Raw genomic sequence first — 16,393 nt, 5'->3', positions numbered from 1 at the left:
TCAATTCATCCACTGAATAATTTAGATATTTGCTTGAACAAACGTCAGAATGATAAACAATATTACAGCTAAACCCATTAAAGGCTGTTTAGGCGCAATACTGTTAATTAATCTGGCAATTCTCTGAGCACTCAGCATAAATAATAGAAAAATCAGTAGTGTTGGTAGCGAAATCACCCACATTATTATGTAATAGATGACAAATAAGCTTGTCAAAATAAGACTACCTACAAGCCCCATAATAATTGGATGATGCATCCCGCTCGGTTCCAAATGCAGTGTCTGTGCGAGCGTGTTGTATATCTGAACAAATATTGCTGTAAAATTTAATGAAAAAAGATAGTCCATTATTCCTGCAATAAAAGGCGTTACACTTAAAAAAGCAACTTGCTTTGCCATCGAAAGGATCATGTTTTTATGATCAATTGTCCAGGTCAAAGACAACCAAACAAATATACAAGCAACAAATGCAGCGGACAGAAGATGAAGCAAATAAATTTGTGAAGGCCATAATTTTTGGATAACGAGAAATATAATGATAAAAATTATAGATAAGTAACCATGAATCTTCTTCAACAAAAATAAGCCTGATTTTGCATTTGAATCTTTGAGCTTGTGATTCCAATTTGAAAAATTTTTTTCAGTATTTTGTAAAAAACCATCAATCTTTGGATTCTGTCTAATCAGATCACCCAAAAAGTAAAGCCCAATTAAAACTTGAAATAATGCCAATATATTTTTCATTCTTTATCCGAGATTTTTAATACTTCTTTTATAAATTTACTGAGCATCAGCTTGACGCTGCTTTTTCTTTTTGAACCAACGTACTGTCCAAACCACACCAATTAGTAAAACGATTACTACCAATACTGGTATAAAGAATGACAATACGGAAATCACCAATGCGCTGACCCACTCACCTGTAGAAACCACAGGATTTGCCACGCCACCCGTGGTTGCGGTCGATACACCCCGTGCTGCAACTGTCCCAAGTTGCACTGCTCCTGCTGTTCCACCACCGACGATGATTGCAGCAGCCCAACTTGCAAATTGCGACATTTCGCCAGAGCTGACCGCCATCGTGGTCAGTGTACCCGCCACCAATGCCGCAGGCGTCGCAATAGTATCCAGTAAGTTATCAATCCAAGGAATGTAATACGCCCCGATTTCAAAAATGGTGGCAACACCCAATGCAATACAAACCGATGGCATCGCAAGCCATTCAAAGCCTTTCATCGGTTCAAACCATCCCATGAGGGAGGCAATACTCATCACCAATAAGGGAACAAATACGCGGAAGCCACATGCAGCACTCAATCCTATACCAAGACATAAACCGAGTATTGTTTCCATAGCAAACCTTTTTATTTATATGTTTTTAATTTTCTTAAGGTAACAAAAAAGCCCTATGGTGTAATAGGGCTTTTGTTTAAAACAGTGGTGTCTGTTTTAGTGTGTTTGCTTGAGCGAATTATTTTTTAAATTGATTGCTTAAGCATTTGGTACACGGTGGTAAACGATCAGTACCAATTTCTAAGTAAGCACGATGCCCACATTGAACGCAAAAATAGAAACCTGTTCCCGGTTTAGAGCCAGCTGTAACCATTTTTGTTCTCCGTATATTTTTAGAAATGGTGTGCCCACTATAACGAAGTGTGAATGACTTTTTATTGTCCATTTCGACAAATGATGATGGCGATTGGGCGAAATGATAAATGTTGCTTATATATGATTACTACTAATAAAGGAAACCTTTAATTCATTATCATTAATATATTCTGATATTAAATTTTTATTATTTTCTAAAATATCATCCCAATGTTGTTTCCAAATTGAATAAGCTTCCCAAGAATAACCAAGTAATAATCTTTCACTCATAGTCTCAAATGAATAGATAATAATCTCTAGGAAATTATCTTTATTCTGAAACTTTGATATATCAATATTCATTAAAAAATAAGTTAACCAATTGGCTAAATCACGATATTGATTCCATGCACTAGGCTCATTTGTCAAAATTTTCTTCTTTTTTAAAAATATCCAAAAACTTAGATTGAGCTGTTTTAGTACCAAAATTAAACCCAGATGATATCATTGCATTAAATATTTCGAAAAAAGAATCTGCCGATCTTAAATATTCTCCTTTATAAGTTGTATTATGATTACCATCCATAACTTTATTGATAGCTTGCATTGAACTTGTTTTACATTTTTCAGCTTTAGGTATATGACTATTTAATTTTTTAAAGAATTCATCAATTTCTATGCCATCAATTACTCGCATATTATAAGTATTTCTATATAATTCTTTAATATGTTTTTCTATCTTACGCCGAGTAACTAAAATAATATTAGGTGAGGTCATTGTAGCTTTTGAAAATTCCTTATAATTATTAAATATAGATTTAAGGTTGTTATCATTTAAAGCATAACCAAGAATTACTATTGTATTTTCATAAAGCAATGTACTTAATTTACGTGAAAAATAACTTTCCAAATTCATGAATGTAAAGTAATTATTAGAGGTCACGATCATATTTTTTGGAACATCAATTGATCCATGAACATGATAGACTTTAACCTTAGATCTTAATCTTGGAATTAACATCCCTGGAGAAATAGTCTGACATTGCCCCTCTTCACATAACTGTGTTATTAATTTGTCATAATTGGTAGTTACGACTCTAAATGACTGCTCTTTAAAAAATTTTTCTATATTTTCATATTGACCAGAAAGTTTTAAAGGTTCTATGATTTTTTTTATTTCCTCATAAATATCCAAACCTTTTTCACTTAACTTTAAAGCTACTATTTCTGCTATTTCATCTAAAGGCAACGAAGGACGTTTAACAGAAAACTCGTATTCTTCCTTGCATTCTGGACACTTCCCCTTGGAAACACTATGAAATAACTTGTGTTCAAGCTCTTCATGATCATTGCATTTTTTACATAATTCTTTTAATAAATCTTCCCAAGTTGGAGCTTTTTGATCAGTAATCGCTTTTGTAAAGCCTGCTCCTGTAATAAAACACAATCTATTATTAACCGCAGCAAATGCAATATCAAAATAATGACTCATTTTTTTCTCAAATAAAAAACCCCACATAAATGTAGGGTCTTTTTACAATAATCTCAAATACTTTCAGTTTAATTCATTAAACCAAATTCCCTTCCAAAAAGTCCTGCGCAAAGCGTTGCAACACCCCACCCGCTTCATAAACAGAAACCTCTTCTTCGGTATCCAAACGACACGTTACAGGCACTTCAATCGTTTGATTTTTACCATCCGCCGTTGAGCGCTCAATAACTAAAGTCAAAGTCGAACGAGGTGCAATATTCCCAATCACGCTATACAGCTCTGTACCATCCAAACCTAAAGTTTTACGGTCAGTCCCTGCTTTAAACTCAAGCGGTAACACGCCCATACCGACTAAGTTGGTACGGTGAATACGCTCGAAACCTTCAGCTACAATGGCTTCAACACCTGCAAGGCGTACACCTTTCGCAGCCCAGTCACGGCTTGAACCTTGTCCGTAATCTTTCCCTGCAATAATAATTAAAGGCTGTTTACGGTTCATGTAGGTTTCAATGGCTTCCCACATACGCATCACTTCGCCTTCAGGCTCTACACGCGCTTTTGAACCTTGCTTAATCGTACCGTCCGAACGTACCACCATTTCGTTATACAATTTCGGATTGGCAAAGGTCGCACGTTGTGCCGTTAAATGGTCACCACGGTGCGTTGCGTATGAGTTAAAGTCTTCCTCAGGCACGCCCATTTTATGTAGATATTCACCTGCTGCCGAATCCATCATAATCGCATTCGATGGTGATAAATGGTCTGTGGTGATGTTATCGCCTAAAATCGCAAGCGGACGCATATTGGCTAAAGTACGTGGTGCTGCAAGTGCGCCTTCCCAATATGGCGGACGGCGGATATAAGTACTTTGCGGACGCCAATCATACAATGGGCTTGCAGCTTGAACTTTCTCACCCAAATCAAACATTGGGATATACACTTTCTTAAATTGCTCAGGTTTTACCGCAACTTTTACCAGTGCATCAATTTCTTCATCAGATGGCCAAATGTCTTTGAGGTAAATTGGGTTACCGTCTTTATCGTACCCTAGCGCATCAGTTTCGATGTCAAACCGAATCGTCCCTGCAATCGCATACGCCACAACTAAAGGTGGAGATGCCAAGAATGCTTGTTTTGCATACGGGTGGATACGACCATCGAAGTTACGGTTACCTGATAAAACAGCCGTTGCGTAGAGGTCACGGTCGATAATTTCTTGTTGGATTTTTGGATCTAACGCACCTGACATCCCGTTACATGTGGTACATGCATACGCCACGATACCAAAACCGAGTTTTTCTAAATCACCGAGTACACCTGCTTCTTCTAAATACAATGCTGCGGCTTTAGAACCCGGTGCAAAAGATGATTTCACCCACGGCTTACGCACTAAGCCGAGTTCATTCGCTTTACGAGCAAGCAAGCCAGCTGCAACCGTATTACGTGGGTTAGAGGTATTGGTACAAGAGGTAATCGCAGCGATGATGATTGCACCATCAGGCATTAAGCCTTCTGCTTCCTGAGCACGTGCTGCATCTAAATTACCCGCAATGCCTTTGGCTTTTAAATCACTTGTCGATACACGGGCATGTGGGTTTGATGGCCCTGCAATATTACGAGTCACTGTAGATAGGTCAAAACGAAGTACACGTGGGTACTCAGCTTTGGTCATATCACTTGCCCAAAGACCAATTTCTTTGGCGTAGGTTTCTACAAGCTTCACTTGCTCAGGCTCACGACCTGTCAGCGTTAAATAATCAATGGTGTTTTGGTCGATATAGAACATCGCCGCCGTTGCACCATATTCAGGGGTCATATTCGAGATCGTTGCACGGTCACCAATCGACATGGTGTCCGCACCTTCGCCAAAGAACTCTAAATAAGCACCGACGACTCGCTCTTTACGCAAGAACTCAGTTAAAGCCAATACGATATCAGTTGCGGTAATACCCGGCTTACGCTGACCAATCAGTTCTACGCCGATAATGTCAGGGAGACGCATCCAAGATGCACGGCCAAGCATCACGTTTTCAGCTTCTAAGCCACCGACACCAATTGAAATGACACCTAAAGCATCGGTATGTGGGGTATGTGAATCAGTACCCACACACGTATCAGGGAAAGCTACGCCACCACGGTTTTGAATCACAGGTGACATCTTTTCCAAATTGATTTGGTGCATGATGCCGTTACCCGCAGGGATTACATCTACATTTTCAAATGCTGTTTTTGTCCACTCAATAAAATGGAAACGGTCTTCATTACGGCGATCTTCAATCGCACGGTTTTTCTCAAATGCATCAGGATCAAAACCACCGTACTCGACTGCGAGTGAGTGATCGACAATCAGCTGAGTTGGTACCACTGGATTGACTTTAGATGGGTCTCCACCTTGATCGGCAATCGCATCACGCAAACCTGCAAGGTCCACCAATGCTGTTTGACCTAAAATATCGTGGCAAACCACACGTGCTGGATACCAAGGGAAATCGTGGTCTTGTTTATTAAAGATTAATTCTTTAAGAGACTGCTCTAAAATTGCAGGATCGCAACGGCGTACCAATTGCTCTGCAAGCACTTTAGAAGTATATGGGAGTTTTGCGTATGCGCCTGGCTGAATATCTTCAACGGCTTGACGCACATCATAATATTCGAGCTGGGTACCTTGCAGTGGTTTACGGTAGTTGTTATTCATCGCGTTCCTGCCTTGCCTTGAGCATCTTTTTTCTAAACTTTCTAAACATTTTGTTGTTGATGAGACTTCATCATTTGTGTTGGCATAGTACACTGCTGAAAGTCCATTTCCCAAATCTTATATATTTCATACACTTAGGTATAAAAAACAGGGTTTTTGAAATATTTTGTTTCAAATAACGCAGATAAATAAGCAGTTATGTGCTTTTTTTTGAAAAATAGTGGAAAATTGGGATAATTCTTTAGTATTAGATTCAGATTCGAGCATAGAAAATGAACAATTTATCTTTCTCCTCATTTACGCTTAATGGCGTGGATGCTCAAAAATTTTTACAAGGTCAAGTGACGTTGCATGTTGAACGCCTTGAGGAAAATATCACGCGCTACACAGCAATTTGTGATTTAAAAGGTCGAATTCACTTTGGTTTATGGTTAACAAAGCTGAATCCTGAAAGCTTTGTCATTGTCACCACTCAAGATCAAGCTGAAGAATTTTCCAAACACATTAAAAAATTCGGTGCTTTTTCCAAAATGAAACTTGAAGAAGCTAGTCAGGTCTATCCTACGCTTCAAGGTGACACCACAAAGTTCTCAGCAGAAGTAACAGATATTGCCGCTTGGCAAGTTCAGGCCATTCAACAGGGTCAAGCTTACATTGATCAAGCCATTGAACACGTGTTCCAACCCCAAGAACTTCGTTTACATCAACGTGAAGGCGTTCACTATGACAAGGGTTGTTACTTGGGTCAGGAAGTGATTGCACGTTTATGGTTTAAAGCTAAACCGAAAGCGTGGTTACATTTAATTCAGGGTACAGGTGCTGTACCTGCAGAAGCTGAACAACTCGATAAAAGTGTACAAGTCGTCAATAGTGCGCCATTCGAAAACGGTTATATCGCTTTGGTGGTAGCACGTCCTGAAGCATTAGCAGAGTTAGACGTGACTGTTTTAGATTTGCCTGAGTATTTAAATGGTGATGTGGCTAGACCACAGTAAAATAATCTAAAAAAACCTCCATTTAGGAGGTTTTTTTATTAACTAATAGGCTGAGGATTTGGAACATATTTCCGGTAAATGATCAGGTTTAATATGACCAATACCGCACAACACCAGTACATAAATTCAAAGCTCCATTGTGCAATAACCAATCCCATTACAACTGAACCAACTGCCAGACCAATATCAAAACAAATAAAGAATGTTGATATTGCATGCCCCATCCGATGTTTATCTACGGTTTGAATGGTGAGCGTTTGCAAACAAGGAAATACTGAACCATATCCAATTCCAATAAAAATTGCAGATAACCACAACATCCACTGATTATTGACTAGTGTTACGACCACAAGTCCAATCGCAAAAAATATAAAAGAAGGAACGATAACAGCACGCGGACCTTGACGATCATAAATTTTACCAACCCAAGGTCTTACAATTAACATCGAAACCGCAAACAATATAAAAAATACACTGGTATACGCCAGCAGCTGTTTGCTCTCACTGTAAACCGTAATAAAACTGGTAATACTCGAGTAAGCAAAAGCTGTAAGTAAAGCAACACCACTTACAGCAAAAACTTTAGGCTCAAGAAAATCGTCTAGCTTAAAACCTTTTTTATTCATTTTATTTTGCTGAGGTATCTGATTCGCTGGAATATTTAATAGCCAGCTAAAAATTAGACCTACACTGATGAGCACCGCGAGAGCACCGAATAAAATTTGGAAGCTATAAAATTGAATCATGGTAAGCGCAATTAACGGTCCAAATACCACACCTAGGTTAGTTGACATCACATAATAGCCCATGCCTTCACCTTTACGATGCTCAGGAATAAAGTCATTCGCGACTGGAACAGCCACAGTGGTCAGCACACTAAACCATATCCCATGTAAAAATCGTATAAGCAACAATGACCACATGTTATCAATGAATAAATAAGCAAATGCAAAGACCGCAAAAAACGTGCTCGATCCACGCATAGTGAGTCGCTTACCCATTTTTTGAATGATCATGCCTGAAAATGGTCGTACTGCTATTGATGAGGCGAGAAAAAGCGTTAACGCTAATCCTGCTTCTTCAACTGATCCCGCTAAATCCTTCACAATGTAAATCGGAAGGACAGCCAACATGGCAAAGTAGTAAATAAAAACAAATAAATTATTTAATACACACAAGATAAATGAACGATTCCAAAATCGTTCGGTGGTTACACTCATGAAAATCTACTCTTGTCGCATTAATGTTTAGGCGTGAGGACGTAATGGATCTAAACTCAGTTTGACCAATTGACGGATATAGTGCTCATCAGGCAAATGATTAAAAAAAATAATTTGGTAATGAATAGGACCATACAGTCGATCAAGTACCAAATCATAGTGATCATGTTCAATCAGCTCCTCCGCCTCAATCGCCTGTTGGATCAGTTGATGCAGTTGAACTCGTTTAGGTAATAAATATTGCTTGAAGAATGTTGCAGCCAATTCACGATGATTCGCCATAACCACCAACATCGCTCGTCCCACTGGATGATCTAAAGCCTTAGCCAAACGAAGCAATTGTTGATTAAGATTTTGTTCAAGGTCGAGCTCTGGCTCAAACTCAAAAATTGAGAGTGTGAGCTCTTTAAAGGTGTCCAGAACCAATTCAGATTTATGTGACCACCATCGATAAATAGTCGACTTTCCCACCCCAGCACGTGAAGCAATGTCTTCTACTGTCAGTTGGTGATATTCCACTTCATTCAAAGCCTGTTTGACTGAAGCTAAAATACATGATCGGCGTCGTGCACTTTTGTCTTCGCTTGCCATGAAATCCCCGAAATAAAACGATACGTTTCGTATCGTTTTATAATAAAGAGTTTTTATTGATAAAGATATGAAAATAAGACCAAGGCATTAGATAGAATAGATTTTAACTCTCAATCGATTGAGAGATGACTCATAAAAAAACCTCCTATATCGCTAGGAGGTTTATTCTAAAAGCCATGAAATAGTTTATTCATATCCTTCACCACATAATCTTTAAAATGAAATGCTCTCGCGTGTTTAGCATCAAACTTTACGGTTAAATCACCTTTTTGGAATACATACACTCGATTCTCCTGACTCACCAAATACTGCTCCCCAAGTTTCAATAAGAGCGCATCTATCTTTTGTTCATCTGGGATTGAATCATCTTGAAAAACTTTATCGTAATTACGTTTAATGCCTTTTATAAACATCGTTGACCACCTCATTGCACAATGCGTATTTAAGCAAAAACATCGAAGAACTACTAGTGGATTAAAATTTTGGTTAAATCCATATATTCAAGGCTGAACAACATAAATCCAGTGTCGTTTATATGCTTATACTGCAATACACACACTTTATTCACAAAGCGAAGATAAATTTGAAGGATGTATACATATTCTATATTTACATTCACATAATTCGGACTATGATGAAATGGTATAAAACTCTATTTACATCAAATAAATAGGGTTGCTTTTTAAGATAGGTATAAAACAATTATGAAAAAAATATTATGTGGTGCTTTACTCGCTGTTGCCACCTCATTTAGCTTCGCTGCCGCACCAGTCGATCCTGCATTCAGCAAAGTACAGGAACTGATTCAAGCAAAGAATTACAATGCGGCCTACCAAGAACTTGAACGCTTATCAAAAGCAGGGAATCCTCAAGCGACTTATAACTTGGCATATCTCACTCAAGCTGGTCAAGGAACCAAACAAGACAACAAAAAAGCAGTACAACTCTATGAACAAGCTGGCACTGCAGGCTATCCTTTAGCCAATTATGTATTGGCGCAAAACTATGCCACTGGCGGCTTGGGTCTGACCAAAAATGAAAAAAAATCTCGTGAATACTTAGATAAAGCTGCAGCTCAAGGTTTTGAAGATGCGATTGTTGAATCTGCTGTTCTACTGTTCTCTGAAGGTAAAGAACAATCTGATAAGCTCGCTTTGCAAAAACTTGATCCTTTAATTAAGAAAGGAAGTTATCCAGCCATTCATGCTCGTGCTTTATACGATATTTCATTAGGCTTCAAAACCAAAACTGAAGCGCCTGTGAAAAAAGGTTTAGCGAGCATTCAAGATTTAGGTAAAAAAGGATACATCCCTGCGCTTATGGCCATTGGTAACATGTTCGTAAACGGAAATATCGTTCCGCAAAACCTACCTGAGGCAAAAAAAATATTTAGTGCTTTAGCAGATGAAAATATTCCTCAAGCCAAAGAAAATCTAGCGATCGTGAACAAACTGATTGCTGAGAATGCAAAAAAACCTGCAGCAAATACGAAAGCTAAATCTTAAGCATTAATTTAAATATTAAACCGATGCTCAAATACAAAAACCCTATCGCAAGATAGGGTTTTCTTATATGAAAAGGAGATTTATGATTAAATTCTAAGTTTTATTCAATTACCACCATAAAATAATTAATCCAGCAGTCACAATAAATCCAATGACTGTACTCATCAATAAAGGTGTAATTGCACGATCATTGAGTCCATATGCTTGTCCCAGCATTCCAAATAATGCAGGTGTAGGTAAAGCTGCAATCAATGTCCCTACATACACGATATCCATCGGTGCTTGAGCAATAAATCGTAGAGTCAAATACATGAGTATTGGAAAAATAAAGTTGGATGATAGAACAATATAAAGACTCTGCTGGTTGACATATTTTAAGGTTAAACCTACGACGCTCCCGCCAATCACAAATAACGCCAAAGGAGATGCCGTCTGACCAATCATTAAGAAAACTTGATCTATATAATGCGGCAGTTTAACCTGAAAAACCGCGCACAAAATTCCGATTACCACACCAATAAACAATGGATTTTTACATAAGTTTATAAAGTTATTTTTTAATGTATTGAGTACTGCTTGCTGATTTTGAGCTTGCAACCCCGCAATAAATAAAGCTGCTGGAACAAGAAAAACACTTTCGATAATTACAATTAAAGAAGTAAAAGCAAGCGCAATATGACCAATCAATAGACTTAAAATGGCCGTACCAAGTAGTCCAGTATTAGACATTGACGCTCCAATCGAGAGGATGGCAGCATCACTTAAATTGTTTTTAAAATGCTTTACCAAAATCCCTAAAGCGATTGCAAATACAAAGGCGGTCACCACAATATAACTGTAAAAAAGTTCAGGTTGCCATATTGCACCAAGATCTTTTGATGAAAGCGCTTGTAAAAATAGAGCAGGTAAAGCGACTCGAATGACGAATGTACCAACAATAGAGACTTGTTCCTTGCTAAGTAAATTCAGTTTAACCGAGGCATATCCCGAAAAAAGCAGTAAAAAAATCGGAATAATGACCGATAAAACCATGACTTAGCATCCCTAGCTATTGTATGAGTTAGTCAAATTATCATACAACAGCCGTAATTACCCAGGATGACTTTTTAAGTATACCTTTATGCCTATTTTATCTATCAGCATATGGCTTAAATAATGATTTCACATCATGCGGTTGGCATCGTAAATATTGCGGACTAATTTCAACCTCTGCTTTTAATTGAGCAGCAGCATGCCATGGCCATCTTGGATTAAATAGTATTGCCCTTGCGAGCCCGATTGCATCAGCTTTGCCTTGTTGTAAGACATCTTCCGCCTGTTCAGGTTCAGTGATCAGCCCAACAGCAATCACTGGAATGTCTACGTGTTTCTTGATTGCTTCCGCAAATGGAACTTGGTAATTAGGACCAATCTGAATATTTTGATCGACATGTAATCCACCAGATGATGCATGGATATAAACTGCACCAAGTTTTTCCAATGCCTTTGATAACCCAATTGAGTCATCAATATTCCATCCCTTTTCTTGCTCCATCCAGTCTGTTGCAGACAAACGAACACCGATTGGATAGTTGTCTGGAACAGCATTTTTGATCGCCTGAAAAACCTCTAAAGTTAGACGAATGCGATTCTCAAAACTTCCTCCATATTCATCTGTTCTTCGATTAGATAAAGGGGACATAAATTGATGTAATAGATAACCATGAGCCGCGTGGACTTCGATGAGATCAAAACCTGCATCTACAGATCTGACTGCTGCAGTTGCAAAGTCATCGATAATTTTTTTGATTTCCTCGATACTTAATTCATGAGGAGCCTGATCATCTGGATTAAATGGTAAATCACTTGCAGATACCGTTTGCCAGCCATGTTCATGATTCGATGAGAATTGACCACGTCCCAACCATGGTTTATCAGTTGAAGCTTTACGTCCCGCGTGCGCTAACTGAATGGCGATTGGCGTTGGAGCAATCGATTTTACCTTATCAATCAATGCTTTTAATTGTGCACGTTGTAAATCATTCCATAACCCTAAATCTGCAAAACTGATACGACCTACAGCTTGTACCGCAGTTGCTTCAATAATATATAATCCAGCTCCCGACAATGCATAACTCGCCCATTGTTGTTCATGCCAAAAACTATGCTCCCCTGCTTCATTTGCAGAATACTGACACATGGGAGCAATAATAATTCTATTTTTGAGTGATAAATTTCCGAATTGAATTGGCTCAAATAATTTTGCCACACTGAATCTCCCTGATTTTAAATTGATTTATTTGTAGCAGTGTACAACGCATTTACGTGATAAATCATCTAAGTTCATTTCATCATTGAATGCTTTAAAAAACATTTTAAAACTTAACCATGAAGGCACTAGATGGATTGTGTATCATATTCTGTTCAAGCGTAATATCTTGTAGTTCACTCGATGCTGCTTGCAATATCCTCATTTAACCCAATATTTTTCTACTCGCCCATTTAACAGAGTTTCCATGCCTGAATTACCTGAAGTTGAAACCACGAAAACCAGCTTGCTCCCTTTGCTGAATCAAAAAGTACTTTCTGTTCAAGTCAATAATTCAAGTCTGAGATGGCCTATACCAAATGATGTAAATCAATTGGTCGGTCAACGACTGATAGGGCTAACACGTCGATCCAAATATATTTTGGCACAATTTGAAAATGTGACCATGTTATGGCACTTGGGAATGTCTGGAAGCTTTCGTTTGAGTGATTCACGTGATGCGTTGAGAAAGCATGATCATTTCATCATTCAATTCGATGATATCCAATTACGCTACCACGATCCTCGTCGTTTTGGTTGCATTTTATGGCTGGATGATCATGCTCAATCCAAACTTTTAGATACGCTTGGACCTGAACCTTTAAGTGAATCTTTCAATGCTGACTATCTAGAGCAGAAATTTAAAAATAAGAGTGTTGCAGTCAAAGTTGCAATTATGGATAACCACATTGTTGTGGGTGTTGGAAATATTTACGCAACTGAAAGTCTGTTTAATTTGGGCATTCATCCTGCACAACCCGCCTCTAGTCTTACACGGCCACAAATTGAAAAATTTGTCATTGAAATAAAACGAATCCTTAAACAAGCAATTGATTTAGGCGGATCTACTTTACGTGATTACACCAATGCCATGGGCGAAAATGGCTACTTTCAACAAACGCTATTGGCTTATGGGCGCGCTGGTGAAATGTGCATCAACTGTGAAACAACTTTAGAAAATATTAAACTCGGGCAACGTGCTTCTGTTTTTTGCCCTGAGTGTCAACCGCTTAAGCGACCTCAAGCCTCAAAGAATCCTGTATCAAAGGTAAAATCCAAATGAAATCAGCAATTGTTCGGCATATTTTAGTCAAAGATAAAGACCTGTGTATCCAACTTAAACAAAAGCTTAAAGACGGTGCTGATTTTGCTAAAATTGCTAAACAACATTCAACTTGCCCCTCAGGAAAAAAAGGAGGGGAATTAGGTGAGGTGAAGAAAGGACAATTGGTTGGTCCTATCGATAAGGCAGTTTTTAGTTTGGCTGAACGTGAATTACATGGACCAATTAAGAGTCAATTCGGCTGGCATTTACTCGAAATTAAATTTCGTATGGATCTTTAAACTTCCTGGATTTCCCTCTCCTTTTAGGAGATGAGAATCATCGCTTCGCAAGAAAGAGCTAAGAATCAATCCCTCCCAGCTTCCCTTTGACAAAGGGGGATTTCGGGCGATTTAAAAAAATGATGAGATATAAAAAACGGCGCATTTAGCGCCGTTTTCATTGTAAAAGCATTAACCTTTACGTTTTAATTCGTCACGAATTTCACGAAGTAATTCGATATCTTCTGGAGTAGCTTCAGGTGCTGGAGCTTCCTCCTCTTGCTTACGACGCATTTTATTCATCAATTTCACTAACCAGAATACCACCCATGCAAGCAGGATAAAGTTGATGAGAATCGTCAAGAAATTACCGTAAGCCAAAACATTTAAACCCGCTTCTTGAGCGGCAGCAAGCGTTGTAAGGTTATTTGGATTATCGCCTAATACAACAAACCAGTTTGAATAATCAACATCACCGCCTAAGATCCAACTGATAATTGGCATGATGACATCTTTCACCATTGAATCGATGATTTTACCAAACGCCCCACCAATGATCACACCGACCGCCAGATCCATTACATTGCCTTTCACGGCAAATTCTTTAAACTCTTTAATAATGCTCATTTTTTCTCCAAAATTTTTCTATGCATTAATGTGACATAATATACATTATTCTTAATGATATTTCCGTCTATACTCGTTGGTTTTCCACCAAAATCATAAGTATCTCTGTTTAAATAAACAAGATCTTGTCCAAATCAACTACAACAATTCAACAACTTTTATTTCATATTTTAAATGATGTAGTCAAAATATAAAAAAACCGCTCTTTTGAGCGGTTTTTTTATTTAAATCAATTAAGATTTATTACGTTTACGTTCGTTTTCAGTCAACCAACGCTTACGAATACGAATTGATTTAGGTGTAACTTCAACAAGCTCATCATCTTGAATAAATTCAAGTGCTTGTTCTAACGTATATTCAATCGCAGGAACAAGTGTTAATGCATCATCAGTACCTGATGCACGAACGTTTGTTAATTGTTTCGCTTTAGTTGGGTTTACAACCATATCGTCAGAACGAGAGTTAATACCAATAATCATACCTTCGTAAACTTCTAACTGAGGTTTAGCAAATAGACGACCACGGTCTTGTAAACTGAACAATGCATAGCCCAAGCATGTACCTTGAACCATAGAAATCAACACACCGTTTTGACGTTTTGCAACAGAACCTTGTTTCATTGGTCCATAGTGCGAGAAACTTGAGGTCATGATCCCAGTACCTGAAGTCATGGTCATGAATTCTGAACGGAAACCAATCAAGCCACGTGAAGGTACAGTTGCTTCAATACGAATACGACCTTTACCGTCGACTTCCATATTGGTCATTTCACCTTTACGGTTACCCATTTGTTCCATCACAGCACCTTGATGCTGTTCTTCTACGTCAAATGTTACGTTTTCGTATGGCTCTTGCATTTCGCCGTCAATCTCTTTCAAGATTACTTGCGGACGAGATACACCCATCTCGAAGCCTTCACGACGCATGTTTTCGATCAATACCGAAAGGTGAAGTTCACCACGGCCCGACACTTTAAAACGGTCAGGACTGTCAGTATCTTCTACACGAAGTGCTACGTTGTGAATTAATTCGCGGTCAAGACGTTCACGGATGTTACGTGAGGTCACAAACTTACCTTCTTTACCGGCGAATGGTGAGTTGTTAACTTGGAATGTCATCGATACTGTAGGCTCATCTACAGAAAGCGGTGGCAATGCTTCAACATGTTTAGGATCACAAATCGTGTCAGAGATATGAAGTTCGTCCATACCTGTTACACATACGATGTCACCTGCAGAAGCAGATTCAACGTCGATACGCTCTAAACCATGGTAACCCATAATTTTTAAGATACGACCGTTACGTGTTTTACCATCTTTATCGATTACCGTTACAGGTGTGTTCAATTTTACTGAACCACGTTGGATACGACCAACACCGATAACACCAACGAAGCTGTTATAGTCAAGTGAAGACACTTGCATTTGGAATGGACCATCAACATCCACTGCTGGCGGCTCAACGATGTCTACGATTGTTTGGAACAACGGAGTCATGTCTTCAGCCAATTCTTCTGGTGAAGGACCTGCTACACCACGAAGACCAGAAGCATAAACCACAGGGAAGTCTAACTGTTCGTCAGTACCACCAAGGTTATCAAATAAATCGAATACTTGATCGATTACCCAGTCAGGACGCGCATTAGGCTTGTCAACTTTGTTGATAATTACGATTGGTTTCAAACCACGTGCGAACGCTTTTTGCGTTACGAAACGAGTTTGTGGCATTGGACCTTCTTGTGAGTCTACCAAAAGAAGTACACAGTCAACCATCGACATTACACGTTCAACTTCACCACCGAAGTCGGCGTGTCCCGGGGTATCCACGATGTTGATACGGTATTCAGTATCAGTACGTTTATCTAACCATTTGATTGCAGTATTTTTTGCAAGAATGGTAATACCACGTTCACTTTCAATAGCGCCTGAATCCATGACACGCTCGATCTCACCCGCGCGTTCACCCAAAGCACCTGATTGTTGTAAAAGTTTGTCGACAAGAGTCGTTTTACCATGGTCGACGTGTGCGATGATGGCAATATTACGGAGAGTTTTAATATCTGACATGTAAA

17 protein-coding genes are annotated in these 16,393 nt (G+C 38.6%); 4 read left to right on the top strand and 13 right to left on the bottom strand.

What is annotated here, in order from left to right:
* Positions 1-21 precede the first annotated feature (21 nt).
* The 6 genes from AC1M87_RS09465 to acnD form a co-directional block, all read right to left on the bottom strand.
* Complete coding sequence (locus AC1M87_RS09465) at positions 22-744, bottom strand: hypothetical protein (RefSeq protein ID WP_481593566.1); 723 nt, start codon at positions 742-744, stop codon at positions 22-24.
* A 36-nt stretch (positions 745-780) separates the two neighbouring features.
* Complete coding sequence (locus AC1M87_RS09460; protein ID WP_481593565.1) at positions 781-1,353, bottom strand: DUF4126 domain-containing protein; 573 nt, start codon at positions 1,351-1,353, stop codon at positions 781-783.
* A gap of 118 nt (positions 1,354-1,471) precedes the next feature.
* A complete protein-coding gene (locus tag AC1M87_RS09455) occupies positions 1,472-1,678 on the bottom strand; it encodes a zinc ribbon-containing protein (RefSeq protein ID WP_481593564.1) in 207 nt (68 codons plus the stop codon).
* Positions 1,679-1,722: 44 nt separating this feature from the next.
* Positions 1,723-2,016 (bottom strand): hypothetical protein, encoded by a 294-nt coding sequence (locus tag AC1M87_RS09450; RefSeq protein WP_481593563.1) that lies wholly within the window; start codon positions 2,014-2,016, stop codon positions 1,723-1,725.
* Positions 2,006-3,079, bottom strand: a complete 1,074-nt coding sequence (locus AC1M87_RS09445) for an SIR2 family NAD-dependent protein deacylase (RefSeq protein WP_481593562.1) — start codon at positions 3,077-3,079, stop codon at positions 2,006-2,008. The genes AC1M87_RS09450 and AC1M87_RS09445 overlap by 11 nt, the downstream gene beginning before the upstream one ends.
* Before the next feature lie 76 nt (positions 3,080-3,155).
* Positions 3,156-5,774 (bottom strand): Fe/S-dependent 2-methylisocitrate dehydratase AcnD, encoded by a 2,619-nt coding sequence (gene acnD / locus AC1M87_RS09440; RefSeq protein WP_481593561.1) that lies wholly within the window; start codon positions 5,772-5,774, stop codon positions 3,156-3,158.
* A gap of 272 nt (positions 5,775-6,046) precedes the next feature.
* Here acnD and ygfZ point away from each other — a divergent pair, with 272 nt between their 5' ends.
* On the top strand, positions 6,047-6,769 hold the full coding sequence (gene ygfZ, locus AC1M87_RS09435) for a CAF17-like 4Fe-4S cluster assembly/insertion protein YgfZ (protein WP_481593560.1): 723 nt from the start codon (positions 6,047-6,049) through the stop codon (positions 6,767-6,769).
* Between the two features lie 38 nt (positions 6,770-6,807).
* On the opposite strand, the gene AC1M87_RS09430 is transcribed toward ygfZ, so the two are convergent.
* From AC1M87_RS09430 to AC1M87_RS09420, 3 genes are all read right to left on the bottom strand, one after another.
* Complete coding sequence (locus AC1M87_RS09430; protein ID WP_481593559.1) at positions 6,808-7,989, bottom strand: MFS transporter; 1,182 nt, start codon at positions 7,987-7,989, stop codon at positions 6,808-6,810.
* Positions 7,990-8,016: 27 nt separating this feature from the next.
* Entirely contained in the window at positions 8,017-8,580 is a 564-nt protein-coding gene (locus AC1M87_RS09425) for a TetR/AcrR family transcriptional regulator (protein ID WP_481593558.1), read from the bottom strand.
* A gap of 167 nt (positions 8,581-8,747) precedes the next feature.
* Positions 8,748-8,993: a hypothetical protein gene (locus AC1M87_RS09420; RefSeq protein ID WP_092767507.1), complete on the bottom strand. Its 246-nt coding sequence runs from the start codon at positions 8,991-8,993 to the stop codon at positions 8,748-8,750.
* A 291-nt stretch (positions 8,994-9,284) separates the two neighbouring features.
* Between AC1M87_RS09420 and AC1M87_RS09415 the strand changes: the two genes are divergently transcribed.
* Positions 9,285-10,085, top strand: coding sequence for a tetratricopeptide repeat protein (locus AC1M87_RS09415; protein WP_092767509.1), 801 nt, complete (start codon positions 9,285-9,287; stop codon positions 10,083-10,085).
* A 108-nt stretch (positions 10,086-10,193) separates the two neighbouring features.
* Here the strand turns inward: AC1M87_RS09415 and AC1M87_RS09410 are convergent, their stop codons facing one another.
* Entirely contained in the window at positions 10,194-11,117 is a 924-nt protein-coding gene (locus AC1M87_RS09410; RefSeq protein ID WP_481593557.1) for an AEC family transporter, read from the bottom strand.
* Positions 11,118-11,214: 97 nt separating this feature from the next.
* Positions 11,215-12,333: an NADH:flavin oxidoreductase/NADH oxidase gene (locus tag AC1M87_RS09405; RefSeq protein ID WP_481593556.1), complete on the bottom strand. Its 1,119-nt coding sequence runs from the start codon at positions 12,331-12,333 to the stop codon at positions 11,215-11,217.
* 247 nt (positions 12,334-12,580) lie between these two features.
* Between AC1M87_RS09405 and mutM the strand changes: the two genes are divergently transcribed.
* Both mutM and AC1M87_RS09395 read left to right on the top strand, forming a co-directional pair.
* Positions 12,581-13,435 (top strand): bifunctional DNA-formamidopyrimidine glycosylase/DNA-(apurinic or apyrimidinic site) lyase, encoded by an 855-nt coding sequence (mutM, locus tag AC1M87_RS09400; protein WP_481590539.1) that lies wholly within the window; start codon positions 12,581-12,583, stop codon positions 13,433-13,435.
* Positions 13,432-13,716: a peptidylprolyl isomerase gene (locus AC1M87_RS09395; protein ID WP_035270696.1), complete on the top strand. Its 285-nt coding sequence runs from the start codon at positions 13,432-13,434 to the stop codon at positions 13,714-13,716. The genes mutM and AC1M87_RS09395 overlap by 4 nt, the downstream gene beginning before the upstream one ends.
* 171 nt (positions 13,717-13,887) lie before the next feature.
* Here AC1M87_RS09395 and mscL read toward each other — a convergent pair whose 3' ends face one another.
* Both mscL and typA read right to left on the bottom strand, forming a co-directional pair.
* Positions 13,888-14,322, bottom strand: coding sequence for a large conductance mechanosensitive channel protein MscL (gene mscL / locus AC1M87_RS09390; protein ID WP_035270698.1), 435 nt, complete (start codon positions 14,320-14,322; stop codon positions 13,888-13,890).
* A gap of 233 nt (positions 14,323-14,555) precedes the next feature.
* Positions 14,556-16,388, bottom strand: coding sequence for a translational GTPase TypA (gene typA / locus AC1M87_RS09385; RefSeq protein WP_035270590.1), 1,833 nt, complete (start codon positions 16,386-16,388; stop codon positions 14,556-14,558).
* Positions 16,389-16,393: the final 5 nt, after the last annotated feature.

Source organism: Acinetobacter sp. 24-47-62 (genome assembly GCF_056779765.1).
This window is presented reverse-complemented; position numbering and strand designations above follow the sequence as displayed.

Coding starts and splice junctions, on each gene's coding strand:
- AC1M87_RS09420 (WP_092767507.1), bottom strand. CDS start 8,993: ATGTTTATAAAAGGCATTAAACGTAATTACGATAAAGTTTTTCAAGAT.
- AC1M87_RS09425 (WP_481593558.1), bottom strand. CDS start 8,580: ATGGCAAGCGAAGACAAAAGTGCACGACGCCGATCATGTATTTTAGCT.
- AC1M87_RS09455 (WP_481593564.1), bottom strand. CDS start 1,678: ATGGACAATAAAAAGTCATTCACACTTCGTTATAGTGGGCACACCATT.
- AC1M87_RS09395 (WP_035270696.1), top strand. CDS start 13,432: ATGAAATCAGCAATTGTTCGGCATATTTTAGTCAAAGATAAAGACCTG.
- AC1M87_RS09415 (WP_092767509.1), top strand. CDS start 9,285: ATGAAAAAAATATTATGTGGTGCTTTACTCGCTGTTGCCACCTCATTT.
- ygfZ (WP_481593560.1), top strand. CDS start 6,047: ATGAACAATTTATCTTTCTCCTCATTTACGCTTAATGGCGTGGATGCT.
- mutM (WP_481590539.1), top strand. CDS start 12,581: ATGCCTGAATTACCTGAAGTTGAAACCACGAAAACCAGCTTGCTCCCT.
- AC1M87_RS09410 (WP_481593557.1), bottom strand. CDS start 11,117: ATGGTTTTATCGGTCATTATTCCGATTTTTTTACTGCTTTTTTCGGGA.
- typA (WP_035270590.1), bottom strand. CDS start 16,388: ATGTCAGATATTAAAACTCTCCGTAATATTGCCATCATCGCACACGTC.
- acnD (WP_481593561.1), bottom strand. CDS start 5,774: ATGAATAACAACTACCGTAAACCACTGCAAGGTACCCAGCTCGAATAT.
- mscL (WP_035270698.1), bottom strand. CDS start 14,322: ATGAGCATTATTAAAGAGTTTAAAGAATTTGCCGTGAAAGGCAATGTA.
- AC1M87_RS09460 (WP_481593565.1), bottom strand. CDS start 1,353: ATGGAAACAATACTCGGTTTATGTCTTGGTATAGGATTGAGTGCTGCA.
- AC1M87_RS09430 (WP_481593559.1), bottom strand. CDS start 7,989: ATGAGTGTAACCACCGAACGATTTTGGAATCGTTCATTTATCTTGTGT.
- AC1M87_RS09465 (WP_481593566.1), bottom strand. CDS start 744: ATGAAAAATATATTGGCATTATTTCAAGTTTTAATTGGGCTTTACTTT.
- AC1M87_RS09445 (WP_481593562.1), bottom strand. CDS start 3,079: ATGAGTCATTATTTTGATATTGCATTTGCTGCGGTTAATAATAGATTG.